Below are 20,809 nucleotides of genomic sequence, written 5' to 3' on the forward strand. Positions count from 1 at the left end.
CGAGCTCAAGGCGCGCATCTTGAAAGGCATCGATGAAATGAACGCAGCCCCAGTCGTCTTCCGCTGGAAGAAGTTCGATCTGGAACTCGCATGATTCGTAAGCATATTAACGGAACGATCTACTAGTCTACTTTTGCTACAGCCACTCAGTGGCTGGGAGGCTAGAGACCTCGTATCACTGTAGGAAACGCCACCCGGTGGCCACCTACTTGCCACGAAGAAAGCCAGCCAAGAGGCAACTTATCCCCCGCCTATCCCCAGAAATGAATCAAGGCCCGTAGGGCCTTGATTTTGAAGGGAAATTTTGGGGTGGCTGATGGGACTCGAACCCACGACGACAGGAATCACAATCCTGGACTCTACCAACTGAGCTACAGCCACCGTAGCCGCGCATTATAGCCCGCCGCGGCCGCCATGAGCACATTGCGGCGGCGTTTCCTGCGAATTTTCAGCCTTGCGAGAACGTCTCGGGGCGTGGCGCCTTGATTTGCACCTTGAATTTTGTCTTGAGCCATTCGTAGTAGGCCATGCCTTCGGCGCTGCCCCACCATTGGGTGAATTGCGCAAGGAGTTGGCGCGCGGCTTGCGCATCGGCTGGCTCGGGCGGTTTGACCGCGTTGATCTTGACGATCGCGTAGCCTTGCGCCCCCAGAGCTACACCGACCCACGCCGGCAAGGATTCGGCACGCGCGCTGAATATGGCGTCGACGATGGCCTGTGGCTGGTTTTGCGGCTGCTCGCGCGACAGCAGCATGGGTTCGCTTAAACCCGTGGCACCATCGGGCTTGGCTTTCCAGGCGGCAAGGCGGGCCTCCCCTTCCTTGCGAGCGAGTTCGGCCGCCTTGTCGGCGATGTAGCGTTTTTGCACCTGGACGCGCACCTGTTCGAAAGGCAAGGTCTGCGCAGGCGTGTATGTCTGGATGCGGCCCGCAGCGAGCTGGCTCGGGCCGACTTCTATGGCTTCGGTGTTGTGCTTTTTCTCGATCGCGTCCGCAGAGAACAAGGCCGCGAGGAACTTGGCATTCGCGAGCGGTCCGCTCGCACCTGCGGCAGGAGTGCGGCTCAGGCCCGTGGCAGTCTGTATCTTGAGCTTGAGTTTGTCGGCCACCGCTTGCAGGCTGTCGGGTTGTTCATAGACAGTGTTGCTGAAGGTCTCGGCCACTTCGGCGAATTTGCGCTGGGCTTGTTGTTGGCGCAGCTCGGCTTCCAGCTTGGGGCGCAACTCGTCGAAGCTCGGCACCTTGGAAGGTTTGACGTCGGCAAGCTCGATGATGTGGTAGCCGAAGTCGGACTCGACGACGCCACTGATCTCGCCTTTTTTCAGCGCGAAGACAGCATCTTCAAAGGGTTTGACCATGGCGCCACGCGCGAAATAGCCCAGGTCGCCTCCGTTGGCAGCGGAGCTCTTGTCGTCGGAATACTTTTTCGCCAGTTCGGCAAAACCCGCCGGGTTTTGGCGCAGCTGGGCGAGCAGTTCCTCGGCGCGGGCCTTGGCTTTGGCACGCTCGGCTGGCGGTGCGTCCTTGGGCGCCTGGAGCAGGATGTGGCGCGCGCGGCGCTCTTCCTTGCTGCCCAGGCGCGCCAGGTTTTCCTGGTAATAGCTGCGCAGATCGTCTTCGCTGACGCTGATGCTGGAGGCCACGCTGTCGAGGTCCAGCACCACATACTCCACGCTGGCCTGCTCGGGCTGCTGGAATTGGCTGGCGTGCGCTTTGTAGTACGCCTGCAAGTCGGCGTCGCTGGGCGTGACGCGGCTGGCGAAATCGGCGGCGTCTAGGTGCGCGATTTGCACTTCGCGGCGCTGCAGGAGCGCGTCGAGCGCTGGCTTGGCCTGCGCAGGCGTGGCAAAGGCCGATCCCATGACGCCGGCCATCACCTGGTTGACCGAGAGGTCGCGCCGCACCATGGCCTCGAAGCCCTCGGGCGTCATGCCTTGCGCGCCGACCAGGGCACGGTAGGCGGCGGCGTCCAGGCTGCCATCAGGGCGCTTGAGCGCGGCGATCGCGGGGATTTCCTGCAGGCTGCGTGCAAGACGGCTGTCGCTCGTGACCAAGTGCATTTGCTGCGCTGCGGCCTGCAGCACGCGCTCGCGCACAAGGCGCTCGAGCGTGGCATAGCGCGCTTGCGGCGAGTCGAGCAGCTTGGGGTCTAGCGAGGGGGCCTGCGCGCGGATACGGTCGGTTTCGATCTTGTGCGCGTTGTCCCAGTCGGCCTGCGTGATGTCGTGGCCATCGACGCGCGCCACCGCGGGGCTTTTTTCGGAAAAGTAGTCGCGGTTGACGCCCACCAACACGAACGAGGGAATGATCAGCAAGAACAGCAAGAGCATCACGATTTTGGAGTGCTTGCGGATGGCTTCGAGCATGATCGATCTTTCCTGGGGACGCAGCTAAGGAGCAGTGGGGGGTGTGGGCCGGCGCACTGCGCATCTGCGCCCTGTGCTGTTGGCGTGACGGAGCGGGTGCAAACGAAAGGCGAACCCGTGTTCGCCTTTTGCCTGAGGTGGGAGAGGACAGGGGGTTGAAGTGGTGGGTGCTGACGGGCTCGAACCGCCGACCTACGCCTTGTAAGGGCGCCGCTCTACCAACTGAGCTAAGCACCCCACTTGAACCTTGAAACCTTGCGCGCCATGCACGCGCGCGCCGGGTGAAGAACCGTGGCAATCAGTTGATGGCGTCCTTCAACGCCTTGCCTGGACGGAACTTGGGAACCTTGGCGGCTTTGATTTTAATCTCAGCGCCGGTACGCGGATTGCGCCCGATGCGCGCGGCGCGTTTGCCCACGGAAAAGGTGCCGAACCCGACCAGAGACACCGAGCCGCCCTTTTTCAGGGTTTGTTTGACTGCTTCGATCGCCGACTCGAGCGCACGGGTGGCTTCGGCCTTGGAAATATCGGCATCGTTGGCGATGTGATCAATCAGTTCGGTTTTGTTCACGAAAAACCTCTTGCAGAAGATGGGAGAAATGTCCTGTAGCTGGGGAAGCGCCCGGGGCTCGCACAAAGTGTCTTGCGCCACCGGGAAACCGCCCAGACCATCCGGCAGCGCTTACCGGTATTGGATTAAAGCCAGCGATCCACCCAGTGTCAATAAGCAGCCGCTGGCCCGGCTTCACGACCATCGCTCAGGCTTGGGGCGCGATTTTAGTCGCATTTACGGCGGCAAAACGCTGCGGCGGCTCGGCCCGCCGCGGGGCCGCGCATGGGCAAACCCGGATTGACACTCAAGCCAAACCACCGTCAGCAAGCTGCTCGGCAATCGCACGACCCAGGTCTTGCGTGCGGTCCTGGCCGCCGAGGTCGGGGGTGCGCGGGCCGCCGCTGCGCGGGTCGAGCACGGCCTCGATGGCGGCGAGGATGGCGTCGTGCGCGGCGCGGTAGCCGAGAAAGTCGAGCATCAGCGCGCCGCTCCAGATCTGCCCGATCGGGTTTGCGATGCCCTTGCCCGCGATGTCGGGCGCCGAGCCGTGCACGGGCTCGAACAGCGAGGGCGCGGCGCGCGTGGGGTTGAGGTTGGCGCTGGGCGCGATGCCTATGGTGCCGGTGCAGGCCGGCCCGAGGTCGGAGAGGATGTCGCCAAACAGGTTGCTCGCCACGACGACGTCGAAAAAGTCGGGCCGCTGCACGAAGTGCGCGGTCAGGATGTCGATGTGGAATTTGTCCACGCGCACCTCAGGGTAGGCCTTGGCCATTTCGGCCACGCGCTCGTCCCAGTAGGGCATGGTGATGGCGATGCCGTTGGACTTGGTGGCGCTGGTCAGGTGCTTTTTCGGGCGCGACTGCGCGAGCTCGAACGCATAGCGCAACACGCGATCGACGCCGAAGCGGCTCATCACGGTCTCCTGCATGACGATTTCGCGCTCGGTGCCCTCGAACATGCGCCCGCCTATGCTCGAGTATTCGCCCTCGGTGTTTTCGCGCACGATGAGCATGTCGATCTCGCCCGGCAGCCGCGCGCTGCCGTCGCGGCGCACCACGGGGGCGGTGATGCCGGGCATGAGGCGCGCGGGGCGCAGGTTGACGTATTGGTCGAACTCGCGCCGAAACAACAGCAGCGAGCCCCACAGCGAGATGTGGTCGGGAATCTTCTCGGGCCAGCCCACGGCGCCGAAGTAGATCGCTTCGTGGCCGCCGATTTGCTCCTTCCAGTCAGTGGGCAGCATCTGGCCGTGCTTTTCGTAATAGTCCCAGCTAGCAAAATCGAAATGGTCCAGGCGCAGATCGATGCCGAACTTGCGCGCCGCCACGTCGAGCACGCGCAGCCCTTCGGGCATGACTTCTTTGCCTATGCCGTCGCCGGCGATCACGGCAATGCGATGGGTGGGCATGGATACTCCTTGAAAGATAGCTGCTTGTGCAGAACAAATAAGCGCAAACGCGCGAAAAGGCTTGAACCCTTAGCGCACGCGCGCGCGGATTTCGGGCAGGGCTTTTTGCAGGTAATGGACCATGGACCAGACCGTGAGCACGACTGCAAGCCACAGCAGCCAGTGGCCCCATACGCGCGTGTCCAGGCCGCCGGGCAGCGTGCCGTCGTAGAGCAGGAACGGCAGCGCGACCATCTGCACGGCCGTCTTGACCTTGCCCAGCATGTGCACGGCCACGCTCTTGCTCGCGCCGATTTGCGCCATCCACTCGCGCAGCGCCGAGATGGCGATCTCGCGCCCGATGATGATGAGCGCGGCGAAAACGTCGGCGCGCTGCAGATGCACGAGCACGAGCAGCGAGGCGCAAACCAGGAATTTGTCCGCCACCGGATCGAGAAACGCCCCAAACGCCGACACCTGCCCCAATTTGCGCGCGAGGTAGCCGTCCAGCCAGTCGGTGATGGCGAACACGATGAACAGCACGGTGGCGATGAGATTGCGCGTGGCCGGCTCGATGGGCACGTAAAAAACCCCCACGATCAAGGGAATCGCGACGATGCGCGTCCAGGTCATGAGGGTGGGCATGGTCCAGAACATGGCGCCGATTGTGGCATGGCACCATGGCCGCCGCAGCCTGCCCGGGGCCGCATCTGCGTGCGTCAGGCATGGCGGGTTCGTGCGCGCCTTCTCAGCGCAGCGCGTGGTAAATCGTTTCGGCCAGCGCGCGCGAGATCCCCTCGACGGTGCAAAGGTCTGCGACGCTGGCCTCGGCCACACCGCGCACGCCGCCGAAGCGCTGCAGCAGGCGCGCACGTTTTTTCGGGCCCACGCCGGGGATTTCTTCGAGCCGGCCGCCACCCACGCGCACCTTGGCGCGCGCGGCGCGCATGCCGGTGATGGCGAAGCGGTGCGCCTCGTCGCGGATTTGCGCGACCAGCAGCAGCGCCGCCGAATCGTGCCCGAGCGCCACTTTCTCGCGCCCGTCGGCAAACACCAGTTCTTCGAGGCCAACCTTGCGGCCCTCGCCCTTTTCGACGCCGACGATGCGCGCAATGTCGAGCCCCAGCGCCGTGAACACCTCGCGCGCGACGCCGACCTGGCCCTTGCCGCCGTCGATCAGCACCAGATCGGGCAGGCGTGCGCGGGATTTTCCGGGCGCCCCGCCCTGCCCCGCCTCCACGGCGGGCGCGCCCGCAGCGCCTTCTGCCGATGCTTGCGCTGCCGCGCGCATGGCCTCGGCGAGCTTGCCGTAGCGACGCTGCAGCACCTGGCGCATGGCGGCGTAGTCGTCGCCGCCAGTGATGCCTTCGATGCGGTAGCGCCGGTATTCGCTGGGCTGCATCTTGTGGTGCTGGAACACCACGCACGAAGCCTGCGTGGCCTCGCCCGCGGTGTGCGAAATGTCGAAGCATTCGATCGTGAGCGCGTCGAGGTCTTCCGCGGTGAGGTCCAGCGCCTCGGCGAGCGCGCGCGTGCGCGCCTGCTGCGAGCCTTCTTCGGCGAGCAGGCGCGCGAGCTGCAGGTCGGCGTTTTTTTGCGCCATTTCGAGCCAGACGCGGCGCTGCTCGCGTGGCTGGTGCACGGCGTGCACGCGCGTGCCGCTTTGCTCAGCCAGCGCCTGCAAGAGCTGCGCCGAGATGGGTTCGCTGGTCACGAGCACGGGCGGCACGGGCACGCCCAGGTAGTGCTGGGCGATGAAGGCTTCGAGCACCTGCGCCTCGATGGTGTGTGCGGCCTGCTGCGCCGCGCCGCCCTGCCCTGGCGCAGCGGCCTGCGCCGTGGCTTCGGTGACATCTGCATCCTCCGCGGACTCCACGGCTTCCGTCGATTCCCACAGCGCCGCGGCATCTTCGACATGCTGGGGAAAGTAGGCGCGGTCGCCGAGGTGGCGGCCGCCGCGCACCATGGCCAGGTTCACGCAGGCGCGCCCGCCCTGCACGCGCACGGCGAGGATGTCCACGTCCTGGTCGGGCGCCGTTTCCACGGCCTGCTGGTGCAGCACGCGCGCCAGGGCCGTGATCTGGTTGCGCAGTTCGGCGGCCTGTTCGAATTCGAGCTTGTCGGCGTGCGCGAGCATGCGCGCTTCGAGTTCTTGCAGCAATTGCTGCGTCTGGCCGCGCAGCAGCGCCTCGGCGTGCTGCACGTCCTGCGCGTAGGCCGCGGGCGTGATCGCGCCCACGCAGGGGCCCGAGCAGCGCTTGATCTGGTAGAGCAGGCAGGGCCGCGTGCGGTTGGCAAACACCGTGTCTTCACAGGTGCGCAGGCGAAACACCTTTTGCAGCAGCTGGATCGTCTCTTTCACGGCCCAGCCGTTCGGGTAGGGGCCGAAGTAGCGGTGCTTTTTGTCGATGGCGCCGCGGTAGTACGCGAGGCGCGGAAACTGCTGCTCGGGCGCCTGCGCCGGCGCGTCCGCACCTGCCGCAGCCGCCTCGCGCGCCACGCCCGTGAGCTGCAAAAAAGGGTAGCTCTTGTCGTCGCGAAACAGGATGTTGTAGCGCGGGTGCTGCGTCTTGATGAGGTTGTTTTCGAGCAGCAGCGCCTCGGCCTCGGAGCGCACCACGGTCGTCTCCATGCGGGCGATCTTGCCCACCATGTGGCCGATGCGCGTGCCGTCGTGGCTGCGGCTGAAGTAGCTCGTGACGCGATTTTTCAGGTTGCGCGCCTTGCCCACGTAGAGCAGCGCGCCGCCCGCGTCGAAGTAGCGGTACACGCCCGGCAACTCGGGCAGCGCGGCGGCCTGGCTTTGCAGCTGGGCAAACAGTTCTTCGGCAGGCGTGGCTGACATGAAAGGTCAAGCAGTGGCAGTGGCAGTGGCAGTGGCAGTGGCGCCAGGCACGTCAGGGCTTGCCGCGGCGCGGCGCACGCGCGCTCTTGAATGGGCTCTTGCGGGCATCGTCCGAGTTCTTTTGCGAACTCCCCTGCGCGCGCGGCGGCAGCCCCGTATGTTGGGTCAAAATGCGCCCATGTGCAGGAACAGACTGCGCTAGCAGCTTCTTTTTCGGGAGCGCATTCGATGCCGACGCCGGGGCCTGCGCCCCAGCACCCGGCGGCGTCGAATTTTTGCGCCGCGCGCTCTGGTAGCCGCCTTCGGTGGCGGGCTGCCAGGTCGGGATCAGGTGCTGCTTGCCGTTGCCTATCAGGTCGGCGCGGCCCATCTCCTTGAGCGCCTCGCGCAAGAGTGGCCAGTTGTTCGGGTCGTGCCAGCGCAAAAAGGCTTTGTGCAGACGGCGGCGGCGCTCGCCCTTCACGGTATCGACGCGCTCGGCGCGGGCGTCGCGATGCACGCCTTTGAGCGTGTTGAGCCCCGTGTGGTACATGGCCGTGGCGCTGGCCATGGGGCTGGGGTAGAACGCCTGCACCTGGTCGGCGCGAAAGCCGTTTTTCTTGAGCCACAGCGCCAAGTTGAGCATATCCTCGTCGGTGGTGCCGGGGTGCGCGGCGATGAAGTACGGGATCAGGTACTGCTCTTTGCCGGCCTCGCGGCTGTATTGGTCAAAGAGCTGCTTGAAGCGGTCGTAGCTGCCCATGCCGGGCTTCATCATCTTGGACAGCGGCCCCGGCTCGGTGTGCTCGGGCGCGATCTTGAGGTAGCCGCCCACATGGTGCTGCACGAGCTCCTTCACGTATTCGGGCGAACGCACCGCCAGGTCGTAACGCAGGCCCGAGCCGATCAGCACTTTCTTGATGCCCGGCAGCTGGCGCGCGCGGCGGTAGATGCGGATCAGCGGGCCGTGGTCGGTACCGAGGTTCTGGCAGATGTCAGGATAGACGCAGCTCGGCTTGCGGCACGCGGCCTCGATCTCTGGGCTCTTGCAGCCCAGGCGGTACATGTTGGCCGTGGGCCCGCCCAGGTCGGAGATGGTGCCGGTAAAGCCCTGCACCTTGTCGCGCACCTCTTCGATCTCGTGGATGATCGAATCTTCCGAGCGGCTTTGGATGATGCGCCCCTCGTGCTCGGTGATGCTGCAAAAGGTGCAGCCGCCAAAGCAGCCGCGCATGATGTTGACGGAAAAGCGGATCATCTCCCACGCGGGGATTTTGCTTGCACCATCAAAGCGCCCGCGCTCGTCGGCGTAGGCCGGGTGCGGGCTGCGCGCGTAGGGCAGGCCGAACACCCAGTCCATCTCGGCCGTGGTGAGCGGAATCGGCGGCGGGTTGATCCACACGTCGCGCGCCGTGGCGCCCTCGCCGTGCGCCTGCACCAAGGCGCGCGCGTTGCCGGGGTTGGTTTCGAGGTGCAGCACGCGGCTGGCGTGCGCGTAGAGCACGGGGTCGGCCTTGACCTGCTCGTAGCTGGGCAGGCGGATCACGCAGCGCTCACGCGGCACTGCGGACTGGGCGCGCGGCACGAAGCGCAGGGGCTGCTCCTGGGTTTCAGTGTCAAATCGGCCTCTAGCGCTTGCTGTATCAGCATTAGCGGCTATATTTTCAGAAGCATCTGCACCCTGCTCCTTCTCTGAATCCTGCAGCGCCGCGCAAGAAGCCCCTTGCAGCGCCGCCTGCTCGGCCGTGGTCAGGTAAGGATTCAGGTGCGCGTCGATACGGCCGGGCTGATCGACCTCGGTCGAGTCGATCTCGAACCAGCCGGGCTCGCCTGCAAGGGCCGACTGGCGGCGCACGAAGGCCGTGCCGCGCACGTCGGTGATGCGCTCCACGGGCTCGCGCCGCGCCAGGCGGTGCGCCACCTCGACCAGCGCGCGCTCGGCGTTGCCGTACAACAGCAGGTCGCACTTGCTGTCCACGACGATGGAGCGGCGTACCTTGTCGCTCCAATAATCGTAGTGCGCGATGCGCCGCAGGCTGCCTTCTATGCCGCCCAGGATGATGGGCACGTCTTTGTACGCCTCGCGGCAGCGCTGGCTATAGACGATGGCCGCGCGGTCGGGCCGCCGGCCCGCGACGTTGCCCGGCGTGTAGGCGTCGTCGCTGCGGATTTTGCGATCGGCCGTGTAGCGGTTGATCATCGAATCCATGTTGCCCGCCGTCACGCCCCAAAACAGATTGGGCCGCCCGAGCACTTTGAACGGCTCGCAGCTATGCCAATCGGGCTGCGCGATGATGCCCACGCGAAAGCCCTGCGCCTCGAGCACGCGCCCGATCACGGCCATGCCAAAGCTCGGGTGATCGACGTAGGCGTCGCCCGTCACCAGGATCACGTCGCACGAATCCCAGCCGAGCGCGTCCATCTCGGCCCGGCTCATGGGCAGAAAAGGCGCGGTGCCAAAGCGCTTGGCCCAGTACGGCTTGTAGCTGGTCAGCGGCTTGGCCGGGCGCGGGAAAAAGGAGACGTCGATGGGCGCGTTCATGGGGGCAAGATGGGGACGGCGGGGCTGCGGGCAATGGCGGCGCGGGCCACTGCACGCGCGCAAAAAGCGCGCCGCGCACGCAGCCGCTGCGGCGCAGAGGGCGCGAGTGTAAGGTTTTGCCCCTGCCCACGGCGCGGCTGTGGGCTTGCGCGCCCGCCGGGGCCCATCCCTGCTGCCGTCCGCGCGCAAGCATGCCGCCCCCAGCGCATGCAACCCGCTCGGCGCCACGCTGCCGCTGCGGCTACCATCGCCCGCCATGCCAAGCCCCAGCTCCGCCCATTCCACCCCACCCACCCCACCCGCCCTGCAATGGGACATCTTCTGCCGCGTGATCGACAACTGGGGCGACATCGGCGTGTGCTGGCGGCTCGCGGCGCAGCTGGCCGGGCGCGGGCAGCGCGTGCGCCTGTGGGTGGATGACGCCTCGGCGCTCGCGTGGCTGGCGCCCGAGGGCTGCCCTGGCGTGCAGGTGCGCCGCTGGGGGACGCCACCGCCCACGCCAAACGAGCCACCACCCGACGTGCTCGTCGAAGCCTTTGGCTGCGAGATTGATCCTGAATTCATAGCTTATTGTGCACGTGTATCAATGGATAGAGGCCAAAATGACCATGAATCACGCGCCCCAGTGTGGATCAACCTCGAATACCTTTCGGCGCAAAGCTACGTGGCACGCAACCACGGCCTGCCCTCGCCCATCCTGCACGGCCCTGCGGCAGGCTGGACGCGCTGGTTTTTCTACCCCGGCTTCACGCCCGCGACCGGCGGCTTGCTGCGCGAGCCCGATCTACTGCAGCGCCAGGCGCGCTTCGACCGCGCCGCCTGGCGCGCTGCGCAAGCGCCCGATTTGACGCCGGCGCAACGCGACGCGCGGCTGTGGATTTCGCTGTTTTGCTACGAGCCGCCCGCGCTCGCGCAGCTGCTCGCGCAATGCGCGGAGCGCCAAGAGCCGGCCACGCAGCTGCTCGTGACGCCCGGGCGTGCCAGCGCCGCGGTGCGGGCTGCGCTGCAAAATATGCATCAAAATTCCCATGAAGGCGCATCCAGCAAGCGTGGGCAGCTATCGATTCAATACCTCCCGCCGCGCCCGCAAGCCGCGTTCGACGAAATGCTCTGGGCCTGCGACCTGAACCTCGTGCGCGGCGAGGATTCGCTCGTGCGCGCGCTCTGGGCCGGCGAGGCCTTCGTGTGGCAAATCTACCCGCAGCACGACGACGCGCACCACGGCAAGCTGTACGCCTTTTTGGATTGGCTCGACGCCCCGCCCACGCTGCGGCGTTTTCATGCGGGCTGGAACGGCATCGCCGGCACAGACAGCGCGCCACTGCAATTGCCCGACGCGAAGACGCTCGCCGAATGGCGCGCCTGCACCCAAGCCGCACGCGCACGCCTGCTAGGAGCCTGTCGGACTTTGGGCGTCGAAAGCGAGAATGCGCCACGGCGAGGCCAGTTTTTGCCGGATTCGCCGCCTCATAGTGGTGCTATGGGGCAAGAAGACGGTAAAAAATGGGCCGCTGCGGCGCATTCGCAGCCGACGATTCCAAAGTCCGACAGGCTCCTAGAACAGGACGACTTGGTGACGCAGCTCTTGCGCTTCGTGCAGGAAAAACGATAAAAAGGCAGTGGGTAGCATGATTCAGGCGCCAACTATCTTGACTTGCCCCGGTGTCCCATCCTGTGGCGCTCGCGAGGCCAGACCCGGAAACCGCGCCAACACAGGGGGAACGGGCAAAAAAATCCCAACCGATGAGGATTGGGATTTTGGATATTGGTGGCGGACGGTTGACCACGTGCCGGCTGGCCTTCCGAGCTTATGAGCACTTATGCGGGTTGCTTCGAAATGAAGCAAAAATCCCAGTATGAACGCCTTGACCACCTCGCGTTGACTTAAGACCGTCCCTCTTTTGCTCCTGCCAAAAATTCAGCAGTCACCTGATACGCCCTGGTCAGTTTTGAACCCAGATTGTCCATTAGGACACGGGACGATGGCGGCACCTAACTTTTGATGGGGTTTTGCAGGATTTCCCTAATGGACAATCTGGGTTGAAGCGGCACTCACACCTTCAGATGGTCATTTTTCGATCGGCGCCAACAAAGTTGTTGATTTTGTAGTGGATTTTTTGGCAGTTATTGGTTTCCCATCAGCCGCCCAAAATCTCTTCAAACGCCCTCTACGCGGTTGTTTTCATAGGAAAATCAACAAGTTAATCAGACCGCAATCAATCGGCTTCGAGCACCAGAAAGTCCTGGCTGATGCGCGCGCCGAGCTCGTTCACGCGGTCGAGGAACTGCGTCAGAAAGGCATGCAGGCCCGTGGCCAGGATTTCGTCTATGCGCCCATAGCGCAGGTCGGACAGCAGGCGCCCGGCGCGGCGCTGGGTTTCGTCCGATTGCGCGTTGGCGACCGCGGCCAGGTTGTCCACCACCTCGCGCATGCTCGCGTGCAGCGAACGCGGCATGTCGCGGCGCAAGATGAGCAGGTCGGCCACGCGCCCCGGCGTGATCACGTCGCGGTACACCTTGCGGTACACCTCGAAGGCCGAGACGCTGCGCAGCACGGCGCTCCAGTGGTAGAAGTCGCTTTCGAGGTTGCGCTCGCTCGCGCGTCCGAAAAAGTCCTTGGCCGCGGCGTGGAACTTCACGTCGAGCAAGCGCGCCGTGTTGTCGCTGCGCTCCAAAAAAGTGCCCAGGCGCAGAAAATGAAACGCCTCGTCCTGCAGCATGGTGCCCAGCGTGACGCCGCGCGAGAGGTGCGAGCGGTACTTGACCCACTCGAAGAACTGCCCCGGGTCGCGCTCGAGCGCGCCGTCTTCGAGGTGGCGCCGCAGCTCCAGCCAGGTCTGGTTTTGCGTCTCCCAGATTTCGGTGGTGAGCGCGCCGCGCACCGCACGTGCGTTCTCGCGCGCGGCGCGCAGGCACGAGAAGATCGACGAGGGGTTGTCACCATCGCGCACCATGAATTCCAGCACCCTGGCGGGCGTGACTTCGCCGTGCTTTTGCGTGTAGGCCGGCATCAGCTCGCTGATCGAGAGCAGCCCCTGCCAGCCCGCCTGCGCCTCGGCGGCGGACTGCGGCAGCAGCGAAGTTTCGTAGCTCACGCTGAGCATGCGTGCGGTGTTCTCTGCCCGTTCTGTATATCGGGACATCCAGAAAAGATGGTCGGCAGTGCGGCTCAGCATAGGGCCTCCTGTGCAAGGGCGGGCAGAGAACCCCGCACGCGCTGCGCGCGCCGGCGGTATTCTGATGCAAGCCCGCCGGTGGCGGCCTTGTCTGCCCGCTCTGTATATCGGGACATCCAGAAAAGGTGATCGGCAGTGCAGCTCAGCATGGTGCGCCCTCCTGTTCATCTCCGAGCACCCAGGTGTCCTTGGTGCCGCCTCCTTGCGACGAATTGACCACGAGCGAGCCCTCCTTGAGCGCGACGCGCGTGAGGCCGCCGGCCACCATCTGCACCTCGCGGCCGCTCAGCACGAAGGGGCGCAAGTCTATGTGGCGCGGCGCAATGCCGCTGTCGACGAAGGTCGGGCAGCTCGAGAGGCTCAGCGTGGGCTGGGCGATGTAGCGTGCCGGGTCGGCTTGCAGCGCGCGGCGAAAGTCCTCGATCTCGGCTTGGGTGGCCGCGGGGCCGATCAGCATGCCGTAGCCGCCCGCGCCGTGCACCTCTTTCACTACGAGCTCGGGCAGGTGCGCGAGCACGTAGCGCAGGTCTTCGGGGTTGCGGCAGATCCAGGTCGGAACGTTGTTCAAAATGGGCTCTTCCCCGAGGTAAAAGCGCACCATTTCGGGCACGTAGGGGTACACCGATTTGTCGTCGGCAACGCCCGTGCCCACGGCATTGCAGATGCTCACGTGGCCGGCCTGGTAAGCCTCCATGAGCCCCGCGCAACCGAGGATGGAGTCGCTGCGGAACACGCGCGGGTCGAGAAAATCGTCATCGACACGCCGGTAGATCACGTGCACGCGCTGCAGGCCGCGCGTGGTGCGCATGTAGACGAAGCTGTCCTTGACCACCAGGTCTTGCCCCTCGACCAGCTCCACGCCCATTTGTTGCGCGAGGAAGGCGTGCTCGAAGTAGGCGCTGTTGTGCATGCCCGGCGTCAGCACCACGACGGTGGGCTCGGCCGAGGTCGTGGGTGCGCACGCGCGCAGGGTTTCGAGCAACAAATCGGGGTAGTGCGCCACCGGGGCGACCGCGTGCGCGTTGAACAGGCCCGGAAACAGCCGCATCATCATCTTGCGGTTTTCGAGCATGTAGGACACGCCCGAGGGCACGCGCAGGTTGTCTTCGAGCACGTAATACACGCCCTCGCCCTGCGCATTGGCCGCGCGCACGATGTCTATGCCGGCGATGTGCGCATACACGTCGCGCGGCACCTGCAGGCCGATCATCTCGCGCCGGAACTGCACGTTGTTCAGCACCAGGTCGGCGGGCACGACGCCCGCGCGCAGGATTTCCTGCGTGTGATAGACGTCGCGAATGAAGCGGTTGAGCGCCGTCACGCGCTGCACCAGGCCGCGCTGCATGTGCGCCCATTCCTGCGCGGGGATGATGCGCGGGATCAGGTCGAAAGGGATCAAGCGCTCGTTGCCCGCGCCGTCTTCGTCTTTGGCGCCATACACCGCAAAGGTGATGCCCACGCGGCGAAAGATCATCTCGGCCTCGGCACGGCGCGCCTGCATGAGATCCATGGGCTGGCGCACCAGCCATTGCGCATAGCGCCGGTAGTGAGGGCGCACCTCGCTGCCCTCGTAGGGCAGGGATGCGTACATCTCGTCGAATGCTTGCATGCAAAAAGCCTCCTGTATGCCTGGCAAAGCAATTAGCGCGCCATCGGTCTCAGGACTTACGCAAGTCGGGACGCGGCAAGGCGTTCGCCCCATGGCAAAACACCTCGGCGCATCCTTGTTTGTGGAGGCCCAGGTTCTATTCGCGCGGCGGCAGCGCGTGCGCCCAGTAATGCTGCCGTTGCGTGCGCTCGCAGCGTACCTCGTCGGGCGCGGCCGAAGTCCAGCTGGCGGCGCCGCAGCGCGTGGATTCGACCACGCGGATGTGGCGCTCGACATAGCGCGCGAGCACCTCGGGCGCCGGATGGCCGTAGCGGTTGCGGTAGCCGGCCTGCACCATGACGGTGCGCGGATGCACGGCGTCGAGAAACGCCGCGCCTGAAGAACTTTTGCTGCCATGGTGCGCGGCGAGCAGCCAGTCGGCGGCCACGGGCGCGCCGCGCGCGAGCAAAGCCTGCTCTTGCGCAAGCTCTATGTCGCCCACCAGCAAGGCCGCAGCAGATGCGCCCCTTGCACCGCTGCCCACCGCGGCGGCACGGATGCGCAGCACGCAGCTGCTGGCATTGCTGTGCTTGGCGCGCACGGGGGCTGCGGCATCCTGTGCTTGCGGGTGCAGCACTTCGAACGCCACGCCGTCCCACACCCAGCGCTGCCCTGCGAGGCAGGGCGCGGCGGGGCGCAAGGCGAGCAAGGCGAGCAAGGCGGTCTCATCCATGACCGAACCCACGAGCCGCGCCTGCGGCTGCTGCGCCAGCACGGCGGCCGCGCCGCCGATGTGGTCGGCGTCGCGGTGGCTCAGCATGAGCATGTCCAGCCGTTCGCCGAGCGCGCGCAGCAGCGGCACGAGCACGCGCTGGCCCGCGTCGCTCGCCACACCAGCGCGCCCGTAGCGCGGCCCGGCGTCGTAGAGCAGGCTGTGCGTGGCCGTGCGCACCAGCACCGCGCTACCCTGCCCCACGTCGGCCGCGAGCAATTCGAACTGCCCCGGCGCAGGCCGGGCGGGCTGCCAGCACAGCACCGGCAGCAGCAGCGGCAAGGCCAGCGCACGCAAGCCCCAAGGCCCGCGCGTGGCCAGCAGCGCGCCCGCGCCCACCGCGGCCACGCCCGCCCACAGCGGCGCCTGCGGCAAAAACCACTGGGCCTGCGGCCAGGCCGCCAGCCATTGCAGCAGCGCCAGCAAAGGCTGCAGCGCCCAGGCCGCGAGCTGCCACAGCGGCGCCCAGAGCACGCCCGCGAGCGCGAGCGGCGTCACGAGCAGCGTGACCCACGGAATCGCCAGCAGGTTCGCAAGCAGGCCCACGGGCGCGATCTGCCCGAACAGCACCAGCGACAGCGGCGTGAGCGCGAGCGTGACGACCCACTGCTCGCGCAATAAAGCATGAAAATGGCCTCTCACGCCCTTCGCACCTGCATCAGCAGCTCCTACGTTAGAAGCAAACAGCACCCCCACCGCGACGAAGCTGAGCCAAAAGCCCGCCTGCAGCAAGGCCCAGGGATCGACCAGCACCACCGCCGCGCAGGCGAGCAGCCACACCTGCGGCCAGGGCCAGCGCAGGCCCGCGAGGCGCAGCAGTGCGAGCGTGGCGAGCATGGTCACGGTGCGCTGCGCGGGCACGCCCCAGCCGCTGAACAGCGCATACGCCGCCGCGAGCAACACGCCCGCCACGAGCGCCGCCGACTGCGCCGGCACCGCCAGGCACAAGCGTGCCGAGCGCCCCCAGGCCCAGCGCACGAGGCGCGCCGCGAGCCACGCGAACATGGTGATATGTAGGCCCGAGATGCTCATGAGGTGCGCCACGCCCGTGGCACGGAAAATGTCCCAGTCGGCACGCTCGATGGCACGCTGGTCGCCCGTCACGAGCGCTGCCACCACGCCCGCAGCGCGCGCGGCCAGCGGGTTTTCCTGCCCAGCGCCGGCGTCCGCGGGCAGCAGGCGCACAAAAATGGCATCGCGCACGGCCTGGCGCGCCTGCTCGATCGGGTATTGCCAGGTGCGCGCGAGGCGCTGCGGCGGCTCATCGCGCCGCCCCGTGCGCACGTAGCCCGTGGCCTGCACGCCCTGCTCCCAAAACCAGAGCTCGGTATCGAAGCCGTAGGGGTTGCGCGCGCCGTGCGGGGCCTTCAGGCGCAGCGTCATGGCCCAGCGCTCGCCCGCGGCGATCTTTGGCGTGGCGCGCGCGCCCGGCAACGCACTCTGCTCGGCGTCTTCGACCTCGCTGCCTTCGGGTGCGTCGAACAGGCTCGCGCCCCACCAGCTGACTTCGAGCAAAGGCGGCAGCTGCACGGCCTGGCCCGCAAGCTGCGCGGATTCGACTGCAAGGCGCAAACGCAGCCCCACGTCGCTGACCTGCGGCATGGCCGCGACCACGCCCGTGACGCGCACATCGTGCCCTTCGAGCGCAGGCGCCAGGGCGTCGCCCTGGTAGGCTGCGGCGCGCAGCCCCACGCCGGCAAACGCCGCGAGCGCGCCCACCGCCAGCGCCAGCCACCACGCGCCGCGCCGCAGCCAGCGCAGCGCGCGCACCGAGCGCGCGCGCCAGGTGCGGCGCGCGAGCCACGCACCCAGCCAGGCACACAGCAGCGCCAAAAGCAGCAGACCTGCATACGCGCGCCGCTCCCACAATGCCGCCTGCTGCAATTGCAAGGCGCTACCCGCGAGCACGCCAAGCAGCAGCGCTGGCAGGCGCCAAAAGGCGCACTCGGAATCTTCCGCGTAGAGCGGCTCGTCAGCGGGGGACAGCATGCGCGCATGCTACCGGCACCGACAGCAAGATGGGGCGCCCACGCCACGGCATCGCCCGCGCTGTGCAACACTTACACGCTCCCGCATCCCTTACCCATTTCACATCACGAGGAGCACCGATGAACGTCTATGAACAACTGCAAAAACTCGGCATCACCCTGCCCCCCGTCGCCGTGCCCGCGGCCGCCTACGTGCCGTATGTGCAAAGTGGCAAGCTGGTGTTTCTGAGCGGCCACATCGCACGCAAGGACGGCAAAGTCTGGGTTGGCCAGCTCGGGCGCAACCTGGGCACCGAAGAGGGCAAGGCCGCAGCGCGCGCCGTGGCCATAGACCTGCTGGGCACGCTGCAGGCCGCAGCCGGTGGCGACCTGAACCGCGTGCAGCGCATCGTCAAGGTGATGAGCCTGGTCAACTCCAGCCCCGACTTCACCGAACAGCACCTCGTGACCAACGGCGCGAGCGAGCTGCTGGCCGAGGTGTTTGGCGACAAGGGCGCGCACGCGCGCAGCGCCTTCGGCGTCGCGCAAATCCCCATGGGCGCGTGCGTGGAGATCGAGCTGATCGCGGAACTCTCCTGAGAGGCTGAGCCCGCAGAGCGCCGCAAGCCGCAAGGTACCTGCCGCCGGCAGCTACGCTTTTTGCTTGACGTAGCGCCCCGGCGCGGGCTCTATGGGCTTGAATTTGCCCTTGCCATAAGCCTTGGGCGCGGCGATCTGCTTGCCCGCGTGGCCCGCGAGCCACTGCGCCCAGTCGGGCCACCAGCTGCCGGGATGCTCGGTGGCGCCCGCGAGCCATTCTTCGAGCGTGGGCGGAAACTGCCCATCCTCCCGCGACCAATAGCTGCGCTTTTGCTTGGCCGGCGGGTTGATCACGCCCGCGATATGGCCCGACGCGCCCATGACGAAGCGCTTGGGCCCAGGCAGCACCTGCGTGGAGGCGTAAGCGGCGTGGATGGGCACGATGTGGTCCTCGCGCGAGCCGTAGATATACACGGGCAGCTGCAGCGCGTTCAGGTCTATCTTCTCGCCGCACACGGTGAGCGCGCCCGGCTTGACGAGCTTGTTTTCGAGGTAGAAGTTGCGCAAATACCAGGCGTAGAACGGCCCCGGCAGGTTGGTGCTGTCGCTGTTCCAATACAGCAGGTCGAAGGGCGGCGGGGTCTCGCCCTTGAGGTAGTTGCCCACCACGTAGTTCCACACCAGGTCGTTGGGGCGCAAAAAGCTGAACGTCGAAGCCAGCTCCATTCCCGGCAGGACGCCGCCCTGCCCGAACTGCAGCTCGCGCAGGCGCACGAAGGCTTCGTCAATGAACACGTCGAGGATGCCCGTGTCGGTAAAGTCCAGCAGCGTGGTCAAAAAGGTGGCGCTCACCACGGGCTCGTCGCCGCGCGCCGCGAGCACGGCGAGTGCATTGCTCAAAATCGTGCCGCCCACGCAAAAGCCCAGCGCGTTGATCTGCGCCGCGCCGGTGATGTTGCGCACCACCTCGATCGCGGCCATGGCGCCGTCTTCGACATAGTTGTCCCAGGTCTTGTGCGCCAGGCTCGCATCGGGGTTGCGCCAGCTCAGCATGAAGGTGCGGTGCCCCTGCTCTATGGCGTAGCGCACCAGCGAATTGTCAGGCTGCAGGTCGAGGATGTAGAACTTGTTGATGCAGGGCGGCACGAGCAAAAACGGGCGCTCATAGACCTTGGCCGTGCTCGGCTTGTATTCGATGAGCTGGAACAGCTCGTTTTCGAACACCACGGCGCCTTCGGTCGTGGCGACGTTGCGGCCCACCTCGAACTGGCTTTCGTCGGTCATGGACACGTGGCCCTGGCTGATGTCGTGCAGCAGATTCTGCAAGCCTTTGGCGATGCTCTCGCCCTGGGTGGCCAGGGCCTTTTTCTGCGCCTCGGCGTTGAAGGCGAGAAAGTTGCTCGGCGCCATCGCGGCCAGCCATTGGTCTATAGCAAAGCGGATGCGCGCGCGCGTTTTCGCGTCGGCCTCCAGCGCCTCGGCCAGACCCATGAGGGTGCGCGCGTTGAGCAGGTACACGGCCGCGGTGTAGGCCGCCATCGGGTTCTCGGCCCAGCCCGCACCGCTGAAGCGCCTGTCTTGCAGGCTGGGGATGCTGCCCTGCAGGCTCTGCGCCCAGAGCGCGCGCGCCTCCTCCAGGTACTGCTGCTGCAGCGCCTGCAGCTTTTCGGGCGCAAAGCGCAGCGGCGCCGCGCCGGGCACGGGCGCCGGCAGTTTCAACTGCTCGAAAGCCTGCAGCGCCTGTGCCCAGCCCTGCCCCAGCCAGGCGGGCGGCTGGGTGCCAACGCCCCAAAAAGACGCGGGGGAATTCATCGATGCCTCCTCGGAATTGTGCAAAACCATGGACGATAGGGCGCAATCATGCCCGATCTTTACGGCAGCACAGACCTAGGAGCCTGTCGGACTTTGGAATCGTCGGCTGCGAATGCGCCGCAGCGGCCCACTTTTCACCGGCTTCTTGCCCCATAGTCCCGCTATGGGGCGGCGAATCCGGCAAAAACTGGTCTCGCTGGGGCGCATTCTCGCTTTCGACGCCCAAAGTCCGACAGGCTCCTAGCCTTACACAAATCCATAGCGGTCAATCGCGGCGCAGTTCGCCCGCCGCCTCGCCCGGCATTTGGCTTGCCACCTCCGCGCGCCAGATGCACGCGGCGAAGCGGCCGCTGCCGCCTGCAAGCCGCTGGTCACGCCGGTAGGAAAAAAACCGCGCGGCCTGCGTCACCGTGCACCACGCCGGGCTGCCGCCGTTGCCAAAAATCTGCGTGATGCCCAGCGCGCGCAGCCGCTGGCGCGCCAGGCCCGCGAGGTCGGCCAGGAAATGCCCAGCCCCGGAGGGCATGAAAAAACGCTCTGCCGCCGCATCGGCCGCGCAAAAAGCCGCGCGTACTTCGGCCCCAACCTCGAAAGCCTGCGGCCCTATGCAGGGCCCGAGCCAGGCGAGCGTGCCGGCGGCTACAGTTTCCGGCGCTTCACTGTTAATAGCTGCTCGCGCTTGCTGTGACTCGTCTAGAGCACAAAAACGCTCGAAAACCCGCTCCAGCACCCCGACCCCGCCCTGCCCCGCCAGCCCGCGCCAGCCCGCATGTGCCGCCGCGACGACTGCGCCCGAGCGGTGCGCGAGCAGCACCGGCAGGCAGTCCGCGACCATGATGGTGCAGGCAAGCGCAGGCTGCATGCTGACGCAGGCGTCGGCCTCGGCACCGTCGGGCGTGGCGGCGTCGAGCTGCAGCACGCGCGCGCCGTGCACCTGGCGCAGAAACACGGGGCGCGTGCCCGGCGTGATGCGGTGCAGCGCAGCCTGCAGGCGCGCGCGGTTGGCCTGCACCGCGGCGGGGCTGTCGCCCACGTGGTCGCCGAGGTTCAGGCTGTCGTAGGGCGACACGCTCACGCCGCCCGCGCGCGTGCTGCACAGCGCGTGCACGCCGGGCGGCGCCGGCCAGTCGGGGATCAGCCAATCCGCAGGCAGCGCGGTATCGACAGCAGGAGAGGAAGCAAAAGGCGTGGCCATGGCCGGCAGCATAACCGCGCAGCGCCAGCCCGCGCAGGCGGCGGTGCCATGGCACACTGCGGGCTGTGTCGCCAGCCTGCGCGCCGCA

14 protein-coding genes and 2 tRNA genes are annotated in these 20,809 nt (G+C 66.4%); 2 read left to right on the forward strand and 14 right to left on the reverse strand.

Annotated features, from left to right (window positions below):
• Positions 1–305: 305 nt before the first annotated feature.
• From FK527_RS14360 to FK527_RS14395, 8 genes are all read right to left on the reverse strand, one after another.
• Positions 306–381, reverse strand: a tRNA-His gene (locus FK527_RS14360).
• A gap of 67 nt (positions 382–448) precedes the next feature.
• Positions 449–2,365 carry a SurA N-terminal domain-containing protein gene (locus tag FK527_RS14365; protein WP_144735213.1) on the reverse strand — a complete coding sequence of 639 codons (1,917 nt, stop codon included), beginning with the start codon at positions 2,363–2,365 and terminating at the stop codon, positions 449–451.
• Positions 2,366–2,526: 161 nt separating this feature from the next.
• Positions 2,527–2,602, reverse strand: a tRNA-Val gene (locus FK527_RS14370).
• A 61-nt stretch (positions 2,603–2,663) separates the two neighbouring features.
• Positions 2,664–2,936, reverse strand: coding sequence for an HU family DNA-binding protein (locus tag FK527_RS14375; protein ID WP_144735215.1), 273 nt, complete (start codon positions 2,934–2,936; stop codon positions 2,664–2,666).
• Positions 2,937–3,222: 286 nt separating this feature from the next.
• Positions 3,223–4,326, reverse strand: coding sequence for a tartrate dehydrogenase (locus FK527_RS14380; protein WP_144735218.1), 1,104 nt, complete (start codon positions 4,324–4,326; stop codon positions 3,223–3,225).
• A 69-nt stretch (positions 4,327–4,395) separates the two neighbouring features.
• On the reverse strand, positions 4,396–4,962 hold the full coding sequence (gene pgsA / locus FK527_RS14385) for a CDP-diacylglycerol--glycerol-3-phosphate 3-phosphatidyltransferase (RefSeq protein ID WP_144735220.1): 567 nt from the start codon (positions 4,960–4,962) through the stop codon (positions 4,396–4,398).
• Positions 4,963–5,053: 91 nt separating this feature from the next.
• Entirely contained in the window at positions 5,054–7,150 is a 2,097-nt protein-coding gene (gene uvrC, locus FK527_RS14390) for an excinuclease ABC subunit UvrC (RefSeq protein WP_144735222.1), read from the reverse strand.
• A 52-nt stretch (positions 7,151–7,202) separates the two neighbouring features.
• On the reverse strand, positions 7,203–9,671 hold the full coding sequence (locus FK527_RS14395) for a YgiQ family radical SAM protein (RefSeq protein WP_144735224.1): 2,469 nt from the start codon (positions 9,669–9,671) through the stop codon (positions 7,203–7,205).
• A gap of 256 nt (positions 9,672–9,927) precedes the next feature.
• Between FK527_RS14395 and earP the strand changes: the two genes are divergently transcribed.
• Positions 9,928–11,283, forward strand: a complete 1,356-nt coding sequence (earP, locus tag FK527_RS14400; protein WP_144735226.1) for an elongation factor P maturation arginine rhamnosyltransferase EarP — start codon at positions 9,928–9,930, stop codon at positions 11,281–11,283.
• Positions 11,284–11,887: 604 nt separating this feature from the next.
• Here earP and FK527_RS14405 read toward each other — a convergent pair.
• The 4 genes from FK527_RS14405 to FK527_RS14420 all read right to left on the reverse strand — a co-directional run bounded on the left by FK527_RS14405 (position 11,888) and on the right by FK527_RS14420 (position 17,196).
• Positions 11,888–12,847, reverse strand: a complete 960-nt coding sequence (locus tag FK527_RS14405) for an alpha-E domain-containing protein (protein WP_144735228.1) — start codon at positions 12,845–12,847, stop codon at positions 11,888–11,890.
• A complete protein-coding gene (locus FK527_RS17815; protein WP_144735230.1) occupies positions 12,841–12,996 on the reverse strand; it encodes an alpha-E domain-containing protein in 156 nt (51 codons plus the stop codon). Before FK527_RS17815 ends, FK527_RS14405 begins: the two co-directional genes overlap by 7 nt.
• Positions 12,990–14,456: a circularly permuted type 2 ATP-grasp protein gene (locus tag FK527_RS14415; protein WP_144735231.1), complete on the reverse strand. Its 1,467-nt coding sequence runs from the start codon at positions 14,454–14,456 to the stop codon at positions 12,990–12,992. The genes FK527_RS17815 and FK527_RS14415 overlap by 7 nt, the downstream gene beginning before the upstream one ends.
• 136 nt (positions 14,457–14,592) lie before the next feature.
• Positions 14,593–17,196, reverse strand: a complete 2,604-nt coding sequence (locus FK527_RS14420; RefSeq protein ID WP_144735233.1) for a DNA internalization-related competence protein ComEC/Rec2 — start codon at positions 17,194–17,196, stop codon at positions 14,593–14,595.
• Between the two features lie 119 nt (positions 17,197–17,315).
• Here FK527_RS14420 and FK527_RS14425 point away from each other — a divergent pair, with 119 nt between their 5' ends.
• Positions 17,316–17,774, forward strand: coding sequence for a RidA family protein (locus FK527_RS14425; protein WP_144735235.1), 459 nt, complete (start codon positions 17,316–17,318; stop codon positions 17,772–17,774).
• Between the two features lie 51 nt (positions 17,775–17,825).
• Here FK527_RS14425 and FK527_RS14430 read toward each other — a convergent pair whose 3' ends face one another.
• Both FK527_RS14430 and pgeF read right to left on the reverse strand, forming a co-directional pair.
• Complete coding sequence (locus FK527_RS14430) at positions 17,826–19,526, reverse strand: PHA/PHB synthase family protein (RefSeq protein WP_144735237.1); 1,701 nt, start codon at positions 19,524–19,526, stop codon at positions 17,826–17,828.
• A 265-nt stretch (positions 19,527–19,791) separates the two neighbouring features.
• Complete coding sequence (gene pgeF, locus FK527_RS14435; protein WP_144735239.1) at positions 19,792–20,721, reverse strand: peptidoglycan editing factor PgeF; 930 nt, start codon at positions 20,719–20,721, stop codon at positions 19,792–19,794.
• Between the last annotated feature and the right edge of the window lie 88 nt (positions 20,722–20,809).

Source organism: Extensimonas perlucida (assembly GCF_007655255.1).
Lineage (GTDB): Bacteria > Pseudomonadota > Gammaproteobacteria > Burkholderiales > Burkholderiaceae_C > Extensimonas > Extensimonas perlucida.

Bases quoted from the DNA above. Each gene is read 5' to 3' on its own strand.
- FK527_RS14425 (WP_144735235.1), top strand. From the start codon at position 17,316: ATGAACGTCTATGAACAACTGCAAAAACTCGGCATCACCCTGCCCCCC.
- pgsA (WP_144735220.1), bottom strand. From the start codon at position 4,962: ATGTTCTGGACCATGCCCACCCTCATGACCTGGACGCGCATCGTCGCG.
- earP (WP_144735226.1), top strand. From the start codon at position 9,928: ATGCCAAGCCCCAGCTCCGCCCATTCCACCCCACCCACCCCACCCGCC.
- FK527_RS14365 (WP_144735213.1), bottom strand. From the start codon at position 2,365: ATGCTCGAAGCCATCCGCAAGCACTCCAAAATCGTGATGCTCTTGCTG.
- FK527_RS14420 (WP_144735233.1), bottom strand. From the start codon at position 17,196: ATGCTGTCCCCCGCTGACGAGCCGCTCTACGCGGAAGATTCCGAGTGC.
- FK527_RS14395 (WP_144735224.1), bottom strand. From the start codon at position 9,671: ATGAACGCGCCCATCGACGTCTCCTTTTTCCCGCGCCCGGCCAAGCCG.
- uvrC (WP_144735222.1), bottom strand. From the start codon at position 7,150: ATGTCAGCCACGCCTGCCGAAGAACTGTTTGCCCAGCTGCAAAGCCAG.
- pgeF (WP_144735239.1), bottom strand. From the start codon at position 20,721: ATGGCCACGCCTTTTGCTTCCTCTCCTGCTGTCGATACCGCGCTGCCT.
- FK527_RS17815 (WP_144735230.1), bottom strand. From the start codon at position 12,996: ATGCTGAGCTGCACTGCCGATCACCTTTTCTGGATGTCCCGATATACA.
- FK527_RS14415 (WP_144735231.1), bottom strand. From the start codon at position 14,456: ATGCAAGCATTCGACGAGATGTACGCATCCCTGCCCTACGAGGGCAGC.
- FK527_RS14430 (WP_144735237.1), bottom strand. From the start codon at position 19,526: ATGAATTCCCCCGCGTCTTTTTGGGGCGTTGGCACCCAGCCGCCCGCC.
- FK527_RS14405 (WP_144735228.1), bottom strand. From the start codon at position 12,847: ATGCTGAGCCGCACTGCCGACCATCTTTTCTGGATGTCCCGATATACA.
- FK527_RS14380 (WP_144735218.1), bottom strand. From the start codon at position 4,326: ATGCCCACCCATCGCATTGCCGTGATCGCCGGCGACGGCATAGGCAAA.